This is a genomic window from Brevundimonas sp. MEB006b (genome assembly GCF_030209705.1).
Lineage (GTDB): Bacteria > Pseudomonadota > Alphaproteobacteria > Caulobacterales > Caulobacteraceae > Brevundimonas.
The window spans coordinates 145,732-163,425 of record NZ_JARVRL010000004.1 but is presented as its reverse complement, the minus strand read 5'-3'; the positions used below and the strand labels follow the sequence as shown (position 1 = coordinate 163,425).

Annotated in this window: 16 protein-coding genes; 10 read left to right on the top strand and 6 right to left on the bottom strand. The window is 67.7% G+C overall.

Features of this window, described 5'->3' with window-relative positions:
* Positions 1 to 14: 14 nt before the first annotated feature.
* The 5 genes from pheS to QRN13_RS06215 are packed head-to-tail and all read left to right on the top strand — an operon-like array spanning position 15 to position 5,714.
* The gene (gene pheS, locus QRN13_RS06235) at positions 15 to 1,091 is read left to right on the top strand and encodes a phenylalanine--tRNA ligase subunit alpha (RefSeq protein ID WP_284877260.1); all 1,077 of its coding nucleotides are present in this window, start codon (positions 15 to 17) and stop codon (positions 1,089 to 1,091) included.
* Positions 1,092 to 1,127: 36 nt separating this feature from the next.
* Positions 1,128 to 1,517, top strand: coding sequence for a hypothetical protein (locus QRN13_RS06230; RefSeq protein WP_284877259.1), 390 nt, complete (start codon positions 1,128 to 1,130; stop codon positions 1,515 to 1,517).
* Positions 1,514 to 1,909: a hypothetical protein gene (locus QRN13_RS06225; protein ID WP_055752757.1), complete on the top strand. Its 396-nt coding sequence runs from the start codon at positions 1,514 to 1,516 to the stop codon at positions 1,907 to 1,909. Before QRN13_RS06230 ends, QRN13_RS06225 begins: the two co-directional genes overlap by 4 nt.
* Positions 1,906 to 4,329 (top strand): phenylalanine--tRNA ligase subunit beta, encoded by a 2,424-nt coding sequence (gene pheT / locus QRN13_RS06220; RefSeq protein WP_284877258.1) that lies wholly within the window; start codon positions 1,906 to 1,908, stop codon positions 4,327 to 4,329. Before QRN13_RS06225 ends, pheT begins: the two co-directional genes overlap by 4 nt.
* A 44-nt stretch (positions 4,330 to 4,373) precedes the next feature.
* Positions 4,374 to 5,714, top strand: a complete 1,341-nt coding sequence (locus QRN13_RS06215; protein WP_284877257.1) for an APC family permease — start codon at positions 4,374 to 4,376, stop codon at positions 5,712 to 5,714.
* Between the two features lie 100 nt (positions 5,715 to 5,814).
* Here QRN13_RS06215 and QRN13_RS06210 read toward each other — a convergent pair whose 3' ends face one another.
* Positions 5,815 to 6,135, bottom strand: a complete 321-nt coding sequence (locus QRN13_RS06210) for a hypothetical protein (protein WP_284877256.1) — start codon at positions 6,133 to 6,135, stop codon at positions 5,815 to 5,817.
* Between the two features lie 185 nt (positions 6,136 to 6,320).
* Here QRN13_RS06210 and QRN13_RS06205 point away from each other — a divergent pair, with 185 nt between their 5' ends.
* Entirely contained in the window at positions 6,321 to 6,932 is a 612-nt protein-coding gene (locus QRN13_RS06205) for a DUF1134 domain-containing protein (protein WP_017506335.1), read from the top strand.
* 52 nt (positions 6,933 to 6,984) lie between these two features.
* Here the strand turns inward: QRN13_RS06205 and QRN13_RS06200 are convergent, their stop codons facing one another.
* Positions 6,985 to 7,878, bottom strand: a complete 894-nt coding sequence (locus QRN13_RS06200; RefSeq protein ID WP_284877255.1) for a Rossmann-fold NAD(P)-binding domain-containing protein — start codon at positions 7,876 to 7,878, stop codon at positions 6,985 to 6,987.
* 8 nt (positions 7,879 to 7,886) lie between these two features.
* Positions 7,887 to 9,119: an NAD-dependent epimerase/dehydratase family protein gene (locus tag QRN13_RS06195; RefSeq protein ID WP_284877254.1), complete on the bottom strand. Its 1,233-nt coding sequence runs from the start codon at positions 9,117 to 9,119 to the stop codon at positions 7,887 to 7,889.
* Positions 9,120 to 9,472: 353 nt separating this feature from the next.
* Between QRN13_RS06195 and QRN13_RS06190 the strand changes: the two genes are divergently transcribed.
* The 4 genes from QRN13_RS06190 (at position 9,473) to QRN13_RS06175 (ending at position 13,404) form a co-directional block, all read left to right on the top strand.
* On the top strand, positions 9,473 to 10,516 hold the full coding sequence (locus QRN13_RS06190) for a DUF4167 domain-containing protein (protein ID WP_284877253.1): 1,044 nt from the start codon (positions 9,473 to 9,475) through the stop codon (positions 10,514 to 10,516).
* Between the two features lie 83 nt (positions 10,517 to 10,599).
* Positions 10,600 to 11,886 (top strand): hybrid sensor histidine kinase/response regulator, encoded by a 1,287-nt coding sequence (locus QRN13_RS06185; protein WP_284877252.1) that lies wholly within the window; start codon positions 10,600 to 10,602, stop codon positions 11,884 to 11,886.
* 39 nt (positions 11,887 to 11,925) lie between these two features.
* Positions 11,926 to 12,600, top strand: a complete 675-nt coding sequence (locus QRN13_RS06180) for a DUF4893 domain-containing protein (protein ID WP_284877251.1) — start codon at positions 11,926 to 11,928, stop codon at positions 12,598 to 12,600.
* A gap of 60 nt (positions 12,601 to 12,660) precedes the next feature.
* Positions 12,661 to 13,404, top strand: coding sequence for a DUF4893 domain-containing protein (locus tag QRN13_RS06175; RefSeq protein WP_284877250.1), 744 nt, complete (start codon positions 12,661 to 12,663; stop codon positions 13,402 to 13,404).
* Here QRN13_RS06175 and QRN13_RS06170 read toward each other — a convergent pair.
* The 3 genes from QRN13_RS06170 to QRN13_RS06160 all read right to left on the bottom strand — a co-directional run bounded on the left by QRN13_RS06170 (position 13,401) and on the right by QRN13_RS06160 (position 17,555).
* Positions 13,401 to 13,877, bottom strand: a complete 477-nt coding sequence (locus QRN13_RS06170) for a hypothetical protein (RefSeq protein WP_284877249.1) — start codon at positions 13,875 to 13,877, stop codon at positions 13,401 to 13,403. The genes QRN13_RS06175 and QRN13_RS06170 overlap by 4 nt on opposite strands.
* An 89-nt stretch (positions 13,878 to 13,966) precedes the next feature.
* On the bottom strand, positions 13,967 to 15,607 hold the full coding sequence (locus QRN13_RS06165) for a serine hydrolase (RefSeq protein WP_284877248.1): 1,641 nt from the start codon (positions 15,605 to 15,607) through the stop codon (positions 13,967 to 13,969).
* Between the two features lie 46 nt (positions 15,608 to 15,653).
* On the bottom strand, positions 15,654 to 17,555 hold the full coding sequence (locus QRN13_RS06160) for a BCCT family transporter (RefSeq protein ID WP_284877247.1): 1,902 nt from the start codon (positions 17,553 to 17,555) through the stop codon (positions 15,654 to 15,656).
* Positions 17,556 to 17,694 lie beyond the last annotated feature (139 nt).

Here is a 17,694-nt window from a genome sequence, read left to right as displayed (position 1 = left end):
AAGGCACGGGGCAAATGACCGATCTCGCCACACTCGAACTCGACCTGATCAACGCCATCGGCGGCGCGGAAACCGTCGCCGCCCTGGAAGAGGTGCGCGTCGCCGCCCTGGGCAAGTCCGGCTCCGTCTCCGGCCTGCTGAAGGGCATGGGCGCTATGAGCCCCGACGAACGCCGCGAACAGGGACCGATGATCAACGGTCTGCGTGACCGCGTCGCCGCCGCCATCGCCGCGAAGAAGACCGCGCTGGAAGCCGCCGAACTGGACGCCCGCCTGCTGTCCGAACGCATCGACCTGACCCTGCCGGCGCGTCCGCTCAGGAAGGGCGGCGTCCACCCGACCATGCAGGTGATGGACGAGATGATCGCCCTGTTCGCCGAGATGGGCTTCGCCGTGGCCGAAGGTCCGGACATCGAGGACGACTTCCACAACTTCACCGCCCTGAATTTCCCGCCCAAACACCCGGCGCGGGAAATGCACGACACCTTCTTCCTAAAGCCGGACCCCGAGACGGGCGAGCGCAAGGTGCTGCGCACCCACACCAGCCCGGTGCAGGTCCGCACCATGATATCGCAAAAGCCGCCGATCCGGATCGTCGCGCCGGGCCGCACCTTCCGCAAGGATTGGGACGCCACCCATACGCCGATGTTCCATCAGATCGAAGGCCTGGTGATCGATCGTGACATCCACATGGGCCACCTGAAGACGACGCTTCAGACCTTCATCGCCCGCTTCTTCGAACTGGATGAGATCCAGGCGCGGTTCCGTCCGCACCACTTCCCCTTCACCGAGCCGTCGGCCGAGATGGACATCCGCTGCGACCGTTCGGGCGGGAAACTGGTGTTCAACACCGGCGACGACTGGCTGGAAATCCTGGGCTGCGGGATGGTGCATCCCAATGTGCTCAGAAACTGCGGCATCGACCCGGACGAATATCAGGGCTTCGCCTTCGGCATGGGGGTGGATCGGCTGGCCATGCTGAAATACGGCGTGCCCGACCTGCGCCCCATGTTCGACGCCGACACCCGCTGGCTGTCCCACTACGGCTTCTCGGCCTTCGCCGCCCCCAACCCGGCCTCGGGCCTGAGCTGAACGAGTTTCAAGATGACCGATCAAACTGAAACGCCGATGTCGGCCGAAGAGAAATTCGGCCGCGAACTGGTGGCCCGCACAACCTTCGAAAAGGAAGCCGTTTGGCTGCCGTCGTTGGCCGTTCATCACATGAACGCCGGCAAGACATTCATCGAGGACAAGACCTTCACGAACTGTCTGATCGAGGGGCCAGCCGTCATGGCGGTCATGAACGGCACGACGTTCGACAGCTGCAACATGGGCGTGGCGTCCAATCCGCGCACGCTGCTGCTTCAGCCGATGGGCGATATGATTGCGGGTGTCGTGGGCATGTCCAACTGCCGCTTTGTCCGCTGCCGCTTCGTACAGGTCGGCTTCACCGGCGCCCCAGATCTGCTTGAGCAGATCGAGGCTGACCTCCTCAGCGCACGGGAGAACCAAGCATGAGCCGGCTTCCGATCAACCGTCCCATGAGCGTCGCCAAGTCTCTGACGCAGGTGGATTTCGTCGATGTCGATATCAACCTGTACGACCTGTACACCGCGCATCAGCAGCAGGGCGCTATCGTCGGGCGAACCTTCACCGGATGCCGGCTCCAGGGCCCCGCAATCGTCCTGATCGGTCCTGGCACGACCTTCGATGAGACCAACTTCGGCGACTCGCGGGGCGGAATGAAAAACCTGCTGCTTCAGCCCATGGGCGATAAGGCGCTGGGGACTGTCCCAATGCACAACTGCACCTTCGTGGGGTGTGAGTTCTATAACGTGGGGTACACTGGCTCGGCGGCGGTTTTGGAGCAGCTGGCGGCCGTGCCGACGGTGGCGGGACCGGCGGCATGAAGTTCACCCTGTCCTGGCTGAAGGACCACCTCGAGACCGAGGCGGATGTTCAGCAGATCGCCGAGGCCATGACCATGGCCGGGCTGGAGGTCGAGGAAGTGCTCGACCCCGCCGCCAAACTGGCGCCCTTCACCGTGGCCAAGATTATTTCGGCCGAGCGGCATCCCAACGCCGACCGGTTGCAGGTCTGCCAGGTCGAGACGGTCGATGGTCTTAAAGAGATCGTCTGCGGCGCGCCGAACGCGCGGGCGGGCCTGACCACCATCTACGCCCCCATCGGCGCCTATGTGCCGGGCTTGGGCGTGACCCTGGTGGAGAAGCCGGTGCGCGGCGTGGTGTCGAACGGCATGCTGTGCTCGGCCTCCGAGCTTGAGCTGTCGGACGAGAGCGATGGCATTCAGGAACTGCCGCCGGAAATCCCCGTCGGCACGCCGGTCGCCGGCCTGTTCGGCGCCGAGCCGGTCATCGATTTCGAGGTCACGCCGAACCGGCCTGACTGGCTCGGCGTCGCCGGCATCGCCCGCGATCTAGCCGCCACCAGCGTCGGCAAGCTGAAGCATTTCGACATCGCCGTGGTGCGCGGGGCCTTCCCGTCGCCGATCAACGTGCGGCTGGAGGCTCTAGAGATGTGCCCGGTCTTCGCCGGTCGCGTCATTCGCGGCGTCAAAAACGGCCCGTCGCCGGCCTGGCTGCAAAAGCGTCTGACGGCCATCGGCCTGCGCTCGATCAACCGTCTGGTCGATGTGACCAATCTGATCGCCTATGACCGCGCCCGGCCGCTGCACGTCTATGACGTCGCCAAGCTGTCGGGGACCGAGATCGTGGTGCGGGCGGGGCAGGTTTCGGCCGCGACCGGCGAGCACGAACATCTGATCGCCCTGGACGGCAAGACCTACGCCGCATCCGCAGCCGACTGCGTCATCGCCGACGCTGGGGGCGAGCGCCCCATCGGCCTGGGCGGCGTCATGGGCGGGGAATCGACCGGCTGTGACGAGACCACCACGGACGTCTTCCTGGAAAGCGCCTGGTTCGACCCGCTGGTCATCGCCCAGACCGGCCGTGCGCTGGGCATCCATTCCGACGCCCAGTACCGGTTCGCGCGCGGCGTCGATCCGGTCTCGGTCACGCCGGGGCTGGAACTGGCGACGCGCCTGATCCTGGACCTGTGCGGCGGCGAGCCGTCGGAGATCGTCTTCGTCGGCGAACCGCCGGCCAGCCCGGCGCCCTTCGCCTTCGACCCCGCCTATGTGAAGCGCCTCAGCGGCATGGACCTGGCCGATGACCGGATCGGGACCATCCTGGGCCAGCTCGGTTTCCTGGTTCAGGCCGCGCCCGCCGGTCAGGCCGAGCCCTGGCTCGTCACCCCGCCCTCGTGGCGCCGCGACGTCGAAGGTCCGGCCGATCTGGTGGAAGAGGTGGCGCGGATCGAGGGCTTCGACAGCCTCCCCGACACGCCTCTGCCCGAGGTCGCTCGCCCCGCCGGCGGCGTGCTGAGCCCGCGCCAGGCCCGCGTCCGCACCGCGCGTCGCGCTCTGGCGGCCCTCGGTTACGCCGAGGCCGTCACCTGGTCCTTCACCAAACAATCGACGGCGGCCCTGTTCGGCGGCGGAGACGACCGGCTGGTGCTGGAGAACCCCATCGCGGCCGATCTGGACTGCATGCGGCCCTCGGCCCTGCCGAACCTGGTCCAGGCGGCGGCGCGCAACGCCGCGCGCGGTTTCGACGACGCCGCGCTGTTCGAGATCGGCCCCATCTATCTGGGCGACGGTCCGGCGGATCAGCGCACAGTCATCGCCGCCCTGGTCGCCCCGCACGCCGCCCGTCACTGGGCCGGCGCCGGTGAGGACGCCCTGTTCACGCTCAAGGGTGATCTGACCATCCTGCTGGAAGAGATCGGCGCCCCGGTGGCCTCGCTGCAACTGACCCAAGGCCAGAACCGCGACTGGTGGCACCCCGGCCGTTCGGCCCGGCTGCAGCTGGGCCCCAAGAATGTGGTGGTCGAGTTCGGCGAACTGCATCCGCGCGTGTTGAAGGCGCTGGACGCCGACGGCCCCATGCTGGGCTTCGAAATCGTGCTGGACAACGTGCCGGAGCCACGCGGAAAATCGGGCAAGGCGCGGGGAACCGCCGATCTGTCGGCCCTCATGCCCCTGACGCGCGACTTCGCCTTCGTGGTCGAGGACGCCAAGCCGGTGGGCGATCTGGTCCGGGCCGCGACGGGCGCCGACAAGGCCCTGATCGCCGACGTGCGCGTCTTCGACGTCTATCGCGGCAAGGGCGTGGACGGCGGTTTCAAGTCCGTCGCCCTGGAAGTCGTGATCCAACCGCGCGAAGCCACGCTGACCGAAGCCGAGATCGAGGCCTTGACCGCCAAGGTCGTTGGAGCGGTCGAGAAGCAGGGCGGCAAGCTGCGGGCTTGAGGGGGCGCAGCGCCGTCTTTCGGGCGGCGCGGGGGACATAGGCGATGACGACGGAACCTCAGGCGGCCCAACCGGATCGCGGCCATCTGTTGCGCGTCTTGGGCGTGACGTTCGGCGTCGCCGTCGTGGTCGGCGGCGTCATCGGTCAGGGCATACTGCGCACCCCTGGCGTGGTCGCCGAGGGGGTTCAGAACCCCACGATCATCATCGCGCTGTGGTGCGTCGCCGGTCTGGTCGCCTGGATCGACGCCATGTCGACCGTCGAGCTGGCCGCCTCGATCCGCAAGACTGGCGGCCCCTATATCTTCGCCCGTCGCGCCTTCGGGTCTTTGACCGGCCTCGCCGTCGGCGCTTGCGACTGGCTGGGCAATATGGGCGGCATCGCCTTCATCGCCGTGGTCTTTGGCGAATATCTGCACCGACTCGGCGTCGCGACCAGCGTGCCGATCGGCGTCCTCGCCCTGCTGATCGTGGTCGTGGTGGGCAGCGTGCAATGGCTGGGGACCAAGGTCGGCGGTCGGTCGCAGGAGATCGGCAGCGCTGTCAAGGCGGCCCTGTTCACCGTGCTGATCATCGGCCTGTTCCTGGCGCCGCGCGGCGCGCCCGTCGCGACCGAGCTCGCGCCGGCGACGGCGGCGGCCCTGACCTTCGGCGGCATCGTCATGGCCCTGCGGGCGATTTCCGGCACCTACTACGGCTGGAACAGCGCCTCCTATTTCTGTGAAGAGGTCGTCGATCCGGGCCGGACCATCGCGCGGGCGACCTTCTCGGGCATCGCCGTGGTCACGGTGATCTATGTGCTGGCCAACCTGGCCTATCTGAACGTCCTGACGCCGGCCGAGATGGCCGGGTCGAACCTCGTCGCGGCGGATGCGGCCGGTCGGGTGTTCGGCGATGTCGCCGGCCCCATCGTCACCGCCATTTCGCTGGTGTCGCTGGTGACGATCATCAATGCGATGGTGATGGTGTTCCCGCGCGTCCTGTTCGCCATGGCGCGCGAATATCAGATCTCGGCCCTGACCCGGGTCGCCGCCAATGGCACGCCGCGTCTGGCCCTGATCGCGACCGTGCTGGCCGGCGGGCTGCTGGCCACCATCGGGGTCTATGAGACCCTGCTGACCTTCTCGACGTCGCTGCTGGCGCTGATGAGCGTGCTGGTCAACGCGGCCGTCATCGTCCTGAGGGTGCGCGAGCCAAATCTGGAACGGCCTTGGAAAATGCCGCTCTATCCCCTGCCGGCGATCATCGCCCTGGCGATCAATACGACCCTGTTCGTGATCTTCGTGGTCGAGGATCCTTTGACGGCTGGAAAGGCCCTCGGAATGCTGGCGGTCCTGATCGGCCTGGCCTGGCTGGTGATCCGCGGCAAGCGCTTCCAAGCTTGATCGTGAAAGTCGCAGCGGCGGTGAAAAGCAGGGCGGGCTAACTGCGAGCGCAAGGTTACGGATCGAGGTGGCTTCTAAAGACTGCTTGAAGGTGGTTCCGTTATTGATCTTGAATGACGCTGCTGGGACGACCGTCTTGGCGCAGGCAGAACACACCGCCGTGAGCGTCTGTCTCCCAACTATAAGCATAGCCTTTGTTGCGAATCTGGCCGACCCCGCAACGCTGCATAATTTTCGGAAGTTGAACCCGATTGACGCGCGCATTGGGGTGGCCGGCTTTGGCGAGATCGCGCCGAGCGGTCTCAAGTCTTATCTTGCCGGGTTGATTCAACACGTATGCAAGTGAGATCGCGATAGCGATCCCGACTGGGATCGTGATCCAGCGTGACCGTGTCTGATGACGGGGCATCTCATTGATCATTGATCCAGACGATAGCTGACCATGCCTTTGTGAGCCATCCGCCTCTTTGATCGCCGACGCTGGTCCTCCTCTCGTAAGTCCTCGTTAACCTTGAAGCCGCAAGGCTGCCGCAAAGGTCGGGGACGGTGAGGCCAAGACCGGCGCGCCAGCCGGCCGTCCTCTCGTCGCCTTTCGGAGCGCCCTCCATGCATCGCCGCCAACTGATCCTTTCGGGCCTCGCCACCGCCGCCGGCGCCTCGTCGCTGGGCGCCTGCGCCTCGGCGCCGCCGCGCGATCCCAACTATCCGATCCGCTCGGACCAGACGGCCCAGGCCTACAGCTTCGATGAACTGGTTTCGGCCGGCTCGCGCGAGCTGGGCATCGCGGCTGAGGTCGTGGGCGGCGCGATCGAGCGCGTATTCGCCGACCAGGGCGACCGCCCGACCGCCTATATCGCGGGCGAGGAAGGCTCCGGCGCCGTCGTTGTCGGCGCCCGCTACGGCCGCGGCGCCCTGCACATGAAGGACCTGTCGGCCTCCCAGGAAGTGTTCTGGCAGGGCGCGTCTGTGGGCTGGGACTGGGGCGGCAACGCCAGCCGCGTCTTCACCCTTGTCTACGGCCTATACCACCCCGACATGATCTATCGCCGCTATCCCGGCATCGAGGGCTCGGCCTATCTGGTCGCGGGCCTGGGCGTGAACTATCAGCGCGCCGACGGCATCGTCCTGGCGCCGATCCGCACCGGCGTCGGCCTGCGCCTGGGCGCCAACGTCGGCACTATGAGCTACAGCCGCCAGCGCAATCTGCTGCCCTTCTAAGCGCGCTAGGCTCGCGACGCGGTCGCTCGCGGCTAGGGCGCGTGACTGCGCCCTAGCTCACCAATCGCAGCGGCGGCGGTGCGTCCATCAGCGTCGCCAGCCCCTCGCGCCAGCTGGGATAGGCGGGCCGCCAGCCCAGCTCGGCCTTGGCCAGGGCGTTCGAGACGCGCTTGGAGTCCAGATAGAAGCGACGCATCGCCTCGCTGACGCTGTCGTCGGTCCAGTCCACCTCTGGCGGGCGGGGCAGACCCATCCGGTCCGCCGCCCATTCCATCACCACATCGGCGGGCGACGGTTCGTCGTCGGTCAGATTGTAGGCGGCGCCCGGTCGCGGCTGCGCCATCGAGGCGAATAGGCCCGAGACGATGTCATCTACATGGATGCGGTTGAAGACCTGGCCGGGCTTCCTGACCAGCTTCGCCGTGCCTTCCTTCAGCCGCTCGACCACGCTGCGGCCCGGCCCGTAGAAACCGGGCAGGCGGAAGATCTGGACCGTCAGCCCCATCCCCTGCGCACCATCCAGCCAATCGCGTTCGGCCCGGACGCGGCGTGCGCCCTCCAGATTGGCGGCGTTCAGCGGCCCGTCCTCGAACACCCATCCGCCGGCCCGGTCGCCATAGACGGAGGTGGACGAAACATAACCGATCCAGTCCGGCCAGGCGTCGCCCGCAAGGGGCCCCAGGGCCCGCAGACCGGGACAGCCTTGGGCGTCCGGCGCGGCGGTGATCAGGATCGCTGTCGCCGCCTCCAGCGCCGTTTTGAGGGCTGCCGTATCACCCGGATCGATGGCCATGATCCCGTCGGCCGCCATGGCGCGACGCCGCTCGGGATCGCGCGAGGTGGCGGTCGCCCGCCCGCCGCGCCTCATGGCCTCCAGCGCCGCCGCCCGTCCCAGATAGCCGCCGCCGAAGACCAGCAGATCGAGGGGAGGGGAGGCGATAGGCATTACGAAACTCAGGTCGTCAGAACTTGGGAAGGCGGCGCGTCAACTGTCGGCCGCGCCTCATTTTCCAGCGCCTCCGCCCGGCGTTGGTTCCAGGCGGAGACGCACGGCACCCGACCCAGATCGGCCCGGTCGGCATAGCGGCGGGCGATGTCCGTGACCTCGTCCATCAGGCCTTGCGCCAGGGTGATCGGCTTCAACCCTAGATCCCGGAACTGGTCGTTGGCGACGACCAGATCGTTCTCGTCGGCCTCCTGACGCGGATTGGCGACATTGTGGATTTCGGCGCCGGTCTTGTCGGCGATCATGGCCGCCAGATCGCGCACGCGGCGGCTCTCGGTCATCTGGTTCAGGATCTTGACCCGCTCGCCGCGCTTGGGCGGGTTCTTCAGCGCCAGTTCGACGCAGCGCACCGTGTCCTGAATATGGATGAAGGCCCGCGTCTGGCCGCCCGATCCATGCACCGTCAACGGATAGCCGACCGCCGCCTGCATCAAAAAGCGGTTCAACACCGTGCCGTAATCGCCGTCATAATCGAAGCGGTTGATCAGCCGTTCGTCCTGTTTGGTCTGTTCGGTCTGGGTGCCCCAGACGATGCCCTGGTGCAGGTCGGTGATGCGCAGATTGTCGTTGCGCGCATAGAACTGGAACAGCAGGGCGTCCTGCGTCTTGGTCATGTGATAGATGCTGCCCGGATTGGGCGGGAACAGGATTTCCTGCTCGGCGGGACCATTGTCGGTATCCACCGTCACCTTCAGATAGCCCTCGGGGATGCGCAGGCCTGCGGTGCCGTAGCCATAGACTCCCATCGTCCCCAAGTGCGCCAGGTGGACGTCCAGGCCGCTTTCGACGATGGCGGCCAGCAGATGGTTGGTGGCGTTGATGTTGTTGTCGACGGTGTACAGCTTGTGCCGCGCCGACTTCATCGAATAGGGGGCCGCCCGCTGCTCGGCGAAATGCACCACACTGTCGGGGGCCAGGTCGCGGATCAGGGCGACCAGACGGTCGAATTCCTTGCCAACCGTCATGTTGACGAAGCCGATGTCGCGGCCGGACACGTCTTTCCACGCCTTGATCCGCTCGCCCATGGTGCGGATCGGCGTCAGGGACTGGACCTCCAGCTCGTTGTCGATGTTGCGGCGGCTCAGGTTGTCGACGATGGTCACGTCCCACCCTTCGGCCGACAGATGCAGGGCCGTGGGCCAGCCACAAAAACCGTCGCCGCCCAGAACCAGCACGCGCATGGGATAGCCTCGTCGTCGTCTCAAAGGTCATGCCTAGCCCAGCCGTCGCGCTTGGCAAAGCGGCGCTGTGCAGGGTTCGGTGCGACGCATTGACGAATATCGCTTGGAAAGGCCGCCCACTCGGGTTAAGTCTCTGCCGTCTCCCACTCAATCGCAGCTTTACGGGCGCATACCCGGCTGTTCGCGGCTTGAGCCGGCCATGACGGTCGGTCCCGAAAGGACCGGCGCACCATGCGGGCGACAAGGCATTCCGACAGTTCGACAATCGGGGATCGGCCCCGAGCGAGACGGAACCACGAAACGGACGGAACCGGCCTTCAGGCTTTGGTCCGTCCCTGCACACGGTAGCGCGAATGAGAGATTTCAAGGGCATGAAGCGTCAGCGCGGACGCAATCGGAACAAGGCGGGCGCCAACAACGCCAACAACGCCAATCCGAATCGTTCGTGGGATTCGCAAGGCCCCGAGAACATCAAGGTCCGGGGCAACGCCCAGACGGTGTATGAGCGCTATCAGCAGCTGGCCCGCGATGCGGCCTCCAGCGGCGACCGCGTGCTGGCCGAAAACTATCAGCAGCACGCCGAACACTATTACCGCGTCCTGCGCGCGCTCCAGCCGCAGCGGTCCTTCTCGGACATCGCCGCGCGCGAACAGTCCAACCAGGGCTTCGACATCGATTTCGAGGACGAATCCGGCGCCCAGGCCGCCGCCTTCGTCGCCGCCCAGCAGGCCGCCGATCGCCAGGCCGCAGAGGCCGCCGAACGCGCCGAGCAGAACCAGAACCGCGATCAGAACCGCGACCGCGACTACAATCGCGACCGGGATCGGGACCGGGACCGGGACAACCGCGATCGGGACAACCGCGACCGCGATCAGAACCGTGACCGTGACCAGAACCGCGACGGCCAGCAGCCGCGCGAACCCCGCGAACCCCGCGAGCCGCGCGAGGGCGACGAGGTCCGCGCCGAGGGCGAGGGCGGCGGTCGTCGCGAAAGCCGTCGCGAACGCTGGGAGCGTCGCCGCGAGGAGCGCAATCGCCGCTTCGACAATCAGGACGGCGCCCAAGACGGCGCTGAGGGCGCCACCCCTTCCTACGCCGAGGCCGACCGCGCCGAAGCCGTCAGCGAAGCGCCCGTCGTCGAGACGCCGGTCAATGCGCCTGCCACTGACGCCCCGAGCGTCGAGGCGCCCGCTGCCGACGAACGGCCAGCACGCCGACCGCGCCGCACCGCCGCCGCTGTTGCGGCGGACGAGGGCGACGCCCCTACCGCCCTGCCGGGCTTTTTGACCCGCGCGCCGGCGTCGTCGACCCCGACCCAGCAAGCCGAAGGCGAGGCGGCCCCGCGTCGCCGTGCGCCGCGTCGCAAGCCCGAAGCCGCCGCAGCCAGCGAAGACTGATAACAACCCAAGCGGGCGCATTTACCTGAATGCAACTCTGACGCGTCAATATGGCGCGTCGGAGGGGCGTCATGGATTTCGTCTTGCTTGTCTTGTCCCTGGCGCTGGCGGGAACCTGCGCGGGGATCTGGCTCTGGCTTCAGGCGCACGGGGTCGCCGAGCGCCTGCGTCGTGAGAACGCCCGGCTCGAAGCCCGCATCGCCCACCAGACCCAAGGCCTGCGCCGCGCCCTGACGACGGCCGACGGCGAGGTCGACCGTCTGACCGCCGAGCTTCGGACGCGGGACGAGATCATGCAGGCCCTCGGGCGCGAACTGCGTAGTCCCCTGACCACGATCATGGGCTTCGCCCAGTTGCTGCGCGCCGACGACCCGGCCAATCCCCTGACCGCGCGCCAGACTCAGTCCGTGCGTCAGATCGAGGCCGCGGCCGGTGTCTTGCTGGCCCTGATCGAGGAAACCGAAGCCTTCATGAGCGGCGGCGACGGCGGCGGTTCGCCTTCGCTGCACCGCGTCGATCTGCGTCTGGCGCTGCGTCAGGTCTGCGATGGGCTGGAGGCGCAGGCGCGAGAGGCGGGGGTGACGCTGGCCTGTCCGCCGCCTGCCCACGGCCTGTGCGTCATGGCCGATCCGGGCCAGATTCGCCGCATCCTGCGCCGATTGGTCGAGAACGCCCTGCGCCATTCGCCCGGCGGAGGCACAGTGCGCATGGAGATGTCGCGCGCTGAGGACCGGATCGTCATCGCTATCCATGACGCCGGCATGATCCCCGTCGGTGCGGGCGACGACCGACCGTTCCGCCCGTTGGATGGTCACGACGCCAGAGGCGGCACCGCTCTTGGCGTCGCCTCGGTCCAGAGGCTGACCGAGCGGATGGGCGGCGCCCTGACCATGGCGCGCGACCCCGGTGCGGGCACGATCTTTTCGCTGAGTTTGCCGGCAGCCCACGCGCCGGGTCTGGCGTCATCGCGTCAGGCGGTGGTGCTCTATATCGAGGACAATCCCGCCAACATCGCCCTGATGCGCCAGGCGGCGATCGGACTGGGCCTGACGCTGCACGCCGCGACGACGGGACCGGAGGGGCTGGATCTGGCGCGTGCGCTCAGACCCGACGTCATCCTGCTCGACATCGGCCTGCCGGACATGGACGGCTATGAGGTCAAGGCGCGGCTGGACGTCGATCCCCTGACGCGTCACGTGCCGGTCCTGGCGCTGACGGCGGCCGTATCGGCGCCAGACCGGGCGCGCGGCCGCGCCGCCGGCTTCGACGCCTGGCTGGCCAAGCCGCTGGATTTGGCGGCCCTGGCGGCGGCGCTGAATACGGCGCTGGGCGGCCCGGAGGTTGACGCCGACGGTCGCGAAAGGGCCTAAGAGGCTTAAGTTCGCCTGGTCGCCCCAAGGGAAGCGTCGATGTCCCCGTTCGTCCCGTTCCGTTCGCTCACGCGTCGTCTGGCGCCGCTGGCCGTCCTGTGCGCCGTCGCCGCCTGCGCTTCGACCCCGCCGCCGCCGCCCCCGCCGCCGTCCGGCGCATCGGGTGCGCTGATGGACTGGCGCGGCGTCATCACCTCGGCCGACCGGGATCGCTATCGCCGCATCGACGCCGCCTGGACCCTGGCCCTGCAACAGGCCAAGCGTCAGCGCGGCTCCGGCGACCTGAACAGCCTGGGCGATCTGATCGACCCCAAGGCCGCCCGGCCCGGCGTCTCGCCGCCGCCCGGCGACTATCGCTGCCGCACCGTCAAACTGGGCACCCAGGGCGGTGAGGACGGTCTGGGCTATGTCGTCTACGGCTGGTTCGCCTGCCGCATCGAACAGACGCCGAAAGGCCTGAAGTTCTCCAAGCTTACCGGCTCGCAGCGCCCCTCCGGCCTGCTCTTTCCCGAAGACGACCGCCATATGGTGATGCTCGGCTCGCTGGCCCTGGCACAGGAGCCCGCCGCCAACACCTATGGCCGCAACCCCGACCGTGATCTGGTCGCCATTTTGCAACGCATCGGCGAGGCGCGCTGGCGGCTGGTCCTGCCGTGGCCCAACACCGAATCCAATCTGGACCTGATCGAGCTGGTCCCGGCGCCGAGCGGCTAAGGTTCGGCTGAACCTCGGGCGCCCTGTCACGTTCGGTCAGGGCAACCGATGGAGACGCTGATGCGCCGCACCCCTCTGGCCGTTCTGGCCCTGATGACCACCACGGCCCTGGCGGCCTGTGGCGACAACAGTCCCGCCGCCCCGACCGAGGCCTCGCCCGCCGTCACGACGCCCGCGCCAGGCGTGCCGGCCCAGGCCGCACCTGAGGCGACGGCGACCCCGCAGTCCGCAGCCGCGCCCGACGAGGGGATGCAGGGCGGAACCGACTCCTGGCGTCAGGTCGCCAAGGCCGCCGACGCCAGCCTGCTTGGCCGGCTGGATCAGGCTTGGCGCATGGCCCGCGCCGAGGCCGAGGACGGCGGCTTCTCGCGTCAGGTGGAGGCTCTAGGGCCGCTCGCCGACCCAAACGCCGCCCAGACGGGCCGCATCCAACCCGGCCCCGGAACCTATCGCTGCCGCACCATCAAGATGGGCCGCCGCGTCGAGGGTCAGGGACTGGCCTATGTCGAATATCCCTGGTTCGCCTGTTCGGTCGAGCTGACGCCCGGCGGCGATCTGGTCCTGACCAAGACGACGGGATCGCAGCGCACGCGCGGCCTGATCTATCCCGACACCGACCGCCGCGCCGTCTATGTCGGCGCCCAGGCCTGGGGCGCCGACGAGAAGACCTTCCCCGCCTATGGCGACAAGGCCGAACGCGATCAGGTCGGCGTCATCGAGCGCATCGGCCAGAACCGCTGGCGCCTGGTCCTGCCGTGGCCCAAGCAGGAAGCCAAGCTGGAGCTGCTGGAGATCACCGGCTAGCGCGCGCCGGTCGAGCGGGCGATCGCGGCGCGCATGCCCTCGGCATGAAGCGCGCCTGACGGGGCGATCTTGGTGTTCGGCGTTTCGGTGGGCCCCAGATCGGCGGTGCGATCGTCCGGCCCGGTCCAGCTCGGGCTTTCGGCCTTGCGACGGACGGCCTCGCGCAGATTGTCGGTCGCCGTCGCGGACGCCCCGCCGGATTTAGAGCCGGATTTACGCCGGTCCATCTCATTGGCGACGCGGGCGATGGCCTCGGTCAGCAGCGCCTTCTTTTCACGCGCGCCCGTATCCGGGCCGCTCTCTCCCGCACGAACGCGTCCTCGGATCTGACGCTGCACCCGGTCACGCCGCCCGCGCAGCCGCCCGATCAGGTCGCGCAGTTCCGCCGGCGAACGCTCGGCCAACGCCTTCGTCTGTTCGACCATATCCGCCTCGTCGCGATCCAGCGCGCGCGGGTTTGGGGTCTTGGACATGACGGTCTCCCTTTCGATTGATGGGAAGACAGCGTCAGGACGCCAGGGCCGTGCCGGTTTGCGACCCTGGGTCACAGGGTCGTCCGAGGTCACACGCGGGTCAGTCTCAGGTCCTGATAGTCGTAGCTGAAGTCGATGTCGGGGCTGACCCCCTTCACCGTCGCCGTCGCCGGTTTGGCCGTCAGGATCGAGAAGGTGACGAAGGCGTCCTCCTCGCGCTTGTCCGGAAAACGGGTGCGGAAGGTCTCGCCGTCATACGGCTCCAGCCAGCCTTGTAGGGCGGGCGTGTGGGTGAAGCTCAGCCACAGGCCGCTCTTCCTGTTTCGGCCGCGTCCCTCGGTCTTGGGCGCAATGACGATGTCGCCGTACCACGGATCGCGCCAGGTCCCGGCGTAGGCTTCCAACGGCATGGACGGGGGCGCGCCGGCCGCCTGTTTGGCGTCGATTTCGGCTGCGGCGGCGATGGATTTCGCATTGCCCTCGGCCTCCAGCTTCTTGGAGTCTGCGATCCAGTCCACATCGACCTTGCCCATGCAGATGTCGGTGATGCCGGACCGCAAGGCGCGCAGCAGGAAGCTCTCCTCGGCGTTGGAGAAGACGCTGAAGCCGGTCTTGCGGCCAGGGATCAGCACCGTGGCGGAAATCCCGCCGGGCGAGCCGCCGCCATGGCTGGCGATCCGCTCGCCGCGATAGTCCTGAACCTGCAGCCCCATGGCATAGGTCGAGGCGATGGACCGGTTGGGCAGGTCCGCCGTCGGTCCGGCCGACCAGCCGACGATGATGTTGGGGCGATACATCTCGCGCGCCGCATCCTCGGAATACAGTCGCGTCCCGTCGGGCAGCTTGCCGTCGTTCAGCCGCACGGCGATCCATTTGGCCCAGTCGGTCGGGGTGGTGCAGATGCCCCCCGCCGCTGCAGCGGAGTCCCAGTTCCACACCTCGACGATGGACTTGGCGATCGGCGTCATCGCGCCTTGATAGCGCAGCGGCGGCCCGACCCGGCCGTGGGGCAGGGCGGACTTGGACGCATCGGCCAGACGCGCCAGCGGCACGGTCTCGGTCATCCCGACCTTGTCCAGGATGCGGGTCTGGATGAAGGCCTCCCAGCTGATGCCAGACACGGCCTCCAGCACCGCGCCCGCGACCACGAACATCAGGTTGCAGTAGTGATAGCGCGCGCGGAACCCGTCCTCGATCGGCACGAAGGCGGCCTGGGTCAGCACCTCGGCGCGGGTGCGGTCCGAGTTGGGCCAGAACAGCAGGTCGCCGGCGCCCAGGCCGAAACCGGCCCGGTGGCTCAGCGTATCGCGCACCGTGATGCGTTCGCCGATATAGGGATCGGACAGGGTGAAACCGGGCAGATAGGTCCGAACCGGCTCATCCCACTTCACCTTGCCCTCGTCGACCAGGATGGCCAGGGCGGCGGCGGTGACGTTCTTGGTGTTGGAGGCGATGGCGAACAGGGTGTGCTCATCGGCCCGCGCCGGCTTGCCCTGAACCTTGACGCCGTATCCCCGCGCCAGAACGGTCGCCCCGTCCTTGACCACTGCGACTCCCAGTGCCGGCTGATCAGGCCAGGCCGCCATGCACCTGGCCACATAGGCGTCCACCGCCGCCGCCAGCGACGCATCGTCGTTCGCCGGCGTGCTCTGGGCGAACACGGGCCCCGCCGCTAGCGCCGCCGCGCCTCCGGAAGCGAACAGGGTGCGGCGCGACAGACGAGGGGACATGGCGAACTCCAGCAAAGACCGCCGGACGCTAGCGCCCCTTCGTCGTCTAGGCCAGTCGCCAGCGTTGAAGCTTTTCCAGCACGTCGGCGACGATCTGGTCGCGGGTGAAGCCGGTGATGTCGTGGGGGCGTTCGCCTTGGCCGGTCTGGGCGGTCAGTCGCCATTCCAGAAGGCGGCGGCCTTCGGGCGTCTCGCGCTGGGTCACGGCGGGACGCGGACGCGAGCGGGCGCCCAGGCGATAGATGAAGGTGCGCTCGCCCTGTTTGACCGTCAGCCAGGCGACGCCGTCGTCACGCCCGATCTCGGAGTCCGCCGCCTCGGCTTCCATGGCGGCGTGAACCGTCTGAAGCGCAGGCAGGCCGTGGCGCTTGATCTCATCGTTGATATCGCGGCGGCTGGCCGGGGCCAGGATGCGTTTCAGCTGCTGCGCCAAGGGCGGGCCCTCGGTCTCGAGGCTGCGGCCGGCGACGTCGGCGGTCATCTGGCGCACCAGGCCGATCGATAGCAGGATCATGATCAGAACGAAGGGCAGGGCGGCGGCCAGGGTGGCGGCCTGTAGCGCCCCCAGCCCGCCCGCCAGCAGCAGGGTGGCGGCGATCAGGCCCAGCAGCAGGCACCAATAGACCCGCTGCCAGCGCGGCGTGTCGTCGGCGCCTCCGGAGGCGATGGTGTCGATCACCAGGGCCCCCGAATCGGCCGAGGTGACGAAGAAGACCGCCACCAGGAGGATGGCCAGACCCGAGGTGAAGGCCGCGCCAGGCAGTTGCTCCAGGAAGTAGAACAGGGCGGTCGATAAGTCCGCCGAGACGGCGTTGGAAATCGCGCCCGCCGCCTGGCCCATGTCCAGGCTGATCGCCGTATTGCCGAAGACGGTCATCCACAGGAAGGTGAAGCCGGCCGGCACCAAAAGCACGTTCAACAGGAACTCCCGCACCGTTCGCCCGCGCGAAATCCGGGCGATGAACATCCCCACGAAGGGCGACCAGGCGATCCACCAAGCCCAGTAGAACAGGGTCCAGTCCGCCATCCAGGCGCGCGGCTCATAGGCGTAGAGGGTGAAGGTCCGCTCGACGAAATGGCTGAGGTAGAAGCCGAAGTTCTGGACCAGGGCCTTGAACAGGAAGCCGGTCGGCCCGACCACCAGCACGAACAGCATCAGCAGCACCGCCAGAACCAAGTTCAGCTCCGACAGACGGCGCACCCCCTTGCCGACCCCGCTCATGACCGAGGCGGTCGCCGCCGCCATGACCACGACGATCAGCCCGACCTGAACCCAGGCCGTGTTGGGAATGCCCAGCAGATAGGTCAGGCCGCTGTTCATCTGCGACACGCCGAAACCCAGAGACGTGGCGATGCCGAACGCCGTGCCCCAGATGGCGAAGATGTCGACCGCATCGCCGATGGGCCCGTTGACGCGCTTGCCCAGCAAGGGCGACAGGCCCGACCTAAGCGTCAGCGGCAGACCCTTGCGGTGCGCGAAGAAGGCCAGGCTGAGGCCCACCAGCGCATAGATCGACCAGGCGTGGGCCCCATAGTGGAAGAAGGTGATGCCCATGGCCTGACGCGCGGCGTCGAAGGTGCGGCCGGCGCCCTCGGGCGGATTGATATAGTGCTGGATCGGCTCGGCGACGCCGAAATACATCAGGCCGATCCCCATGCCGGCGGCGAACAGCATGGCCAGCCAGGACAGATAGGGAAAGTCCGGCTCGGCGTCGTCCGGCCCCAGCTTCAGCGCGCCCGTGGGGCCGATCGCCAGCACCAGCACCAGCCCCACGAAGGCGGCGACCGAGGCGATATAAAGCCAGCCGAAGGTGTCGATCACCCAGGCCTGAACACTCTGGAACAGGCGGTCGGATTCTCCCGGCGCGACGATAGCGACAAGGAGTAGCAGCGCGATGATGGCGCTCGCGCCCCAGAACACGCGGGGGTTCATCTTCGTGGTCAGCATCGGGTCAAAGCGTATGGCGAAGCTGACAGTTCCCAGCTTGGCCACAACCGCGCCGTCTCGATGAAGAAGATGTAACTTTGCGATTCAAAGTAACGTCGATAGTCAGGCTTATCGACGGGCGCAAACAGACGCCCGCGCA

What these genes read in the sequence shown, in the direction of transcription:
- QRN13_RS06165 (WP_284877248.1), bottom strand. Translation starts at nt 15,607, where the DNA reads ATGTCCCCTCGTCTGTCGCGCCGCACCCTGTTCGCTTCCGGAGGCGCG.
- QRN13_RS06160 (WP_284877247.1), bottom strand. Translation starts at nt 17,555, where the DNA reads ATGCTGACCACGAAGATGAACCCCCGCGTGTTCTGGGGCGCGAGCGCC.
- QRN13_RS06175 (WP_284877250.1), top strand. Translation starts at nt 12,661, where the DNA reads ATGCGCCGCACCCCTCTGGCCGTTCTGGCCCTGATGACCACCACGGCC.
- QRN13_RS06190 (WP_284877253.1), top strand. Translation starts at nt 9,473, where the DNA reads ATGAGAGATTTCAAGGGCATGAAGCGTCAGCGCGGACGCAATCGGAAC.
- QRN13_RS06205 (WP_017506335.1), top strand. Translation starts at nt 6,321, where the DNA reads ATGCATCGCCGCCAACTGATCCTTTCGGGCCTCGCCACCGCCGCCGGC.
- QRN13_RS06225 (WP_055752757.1), top strand. Translation starts at nt 1,514, where the DNA reads ATGAGCCGGCTTCCGATCAACCGTCCCATGAGCGTCGCCAAGTCTCTG.
- pheT (WP_284877258.1), top strand. Translation starts at nt 1,906, where the DNA reads ATGAAGTTCACCCTGTCCTGGCTGAAGGACCACCTCGAGACCGAGGCG.
- QRN13_RS06170 (WP_284877249.1), bottom strand. Translation starts at nt 13,877, where the DNA reads ATGTCCAAGACCCCAAACCCGCGCGCGCTGGATCGCGACGAGGCGGAT.
- QRN13_RS06200 (WP_284877255.1), bottom strand. Translation starts at nt 7,878, where the DNA reads ATGCCTATCGCCTCCCCTCCCCTCGATCTGCTGGTCTTCGGCGGCGGC.
- QRN13_RS06195 (WP_284877254.1), bottom strand. Translation starts at nt 9,119, where the DNA reads ATGCGCGTGCTGGTTCTGGGCGGCGACGGTTTTTGTGGCTGGCCCACG.
- QRN13_RS06215 (WP_284877257.1), top strand. Translation starts at nt 4,374, where the DNA reads ATGACGACGGAACCTCAGGCGGCCCAACCGGATCGCGGCCATCTGTTG.
- pheS (WP_284877260.1), top strand. Translation starts at nt 15, where the DNA reads ATGACCGATCTCGCCACACTCGAACTCGACCTGATCAACGCCATCGGC.
- QRN13_RS06210 (WP_284877256.1), bottom strand. Translation starts at nt 6,135, where the DNA reads ATGATCAATGAGATGCCCCGTCATCAGACACGGTCACGCTGGATCACG.
- QRN13_RS06180 (WP_284877251.1), top strand. Translation starts at nt 11,926, where the DNA reads ATGTCCCCGTTCGTCCCGTTCCGTTCGCTCACGCGTCGTCTGGCGCCG.
- QRN13_RS06230 (WP_284877259.1), top strand. Translation starts at nt 1,128, where the DNA reads ATGTCGGCCGAAGAGAAATTCGGCCGCGAACTGGTGGCCCGCACAACC.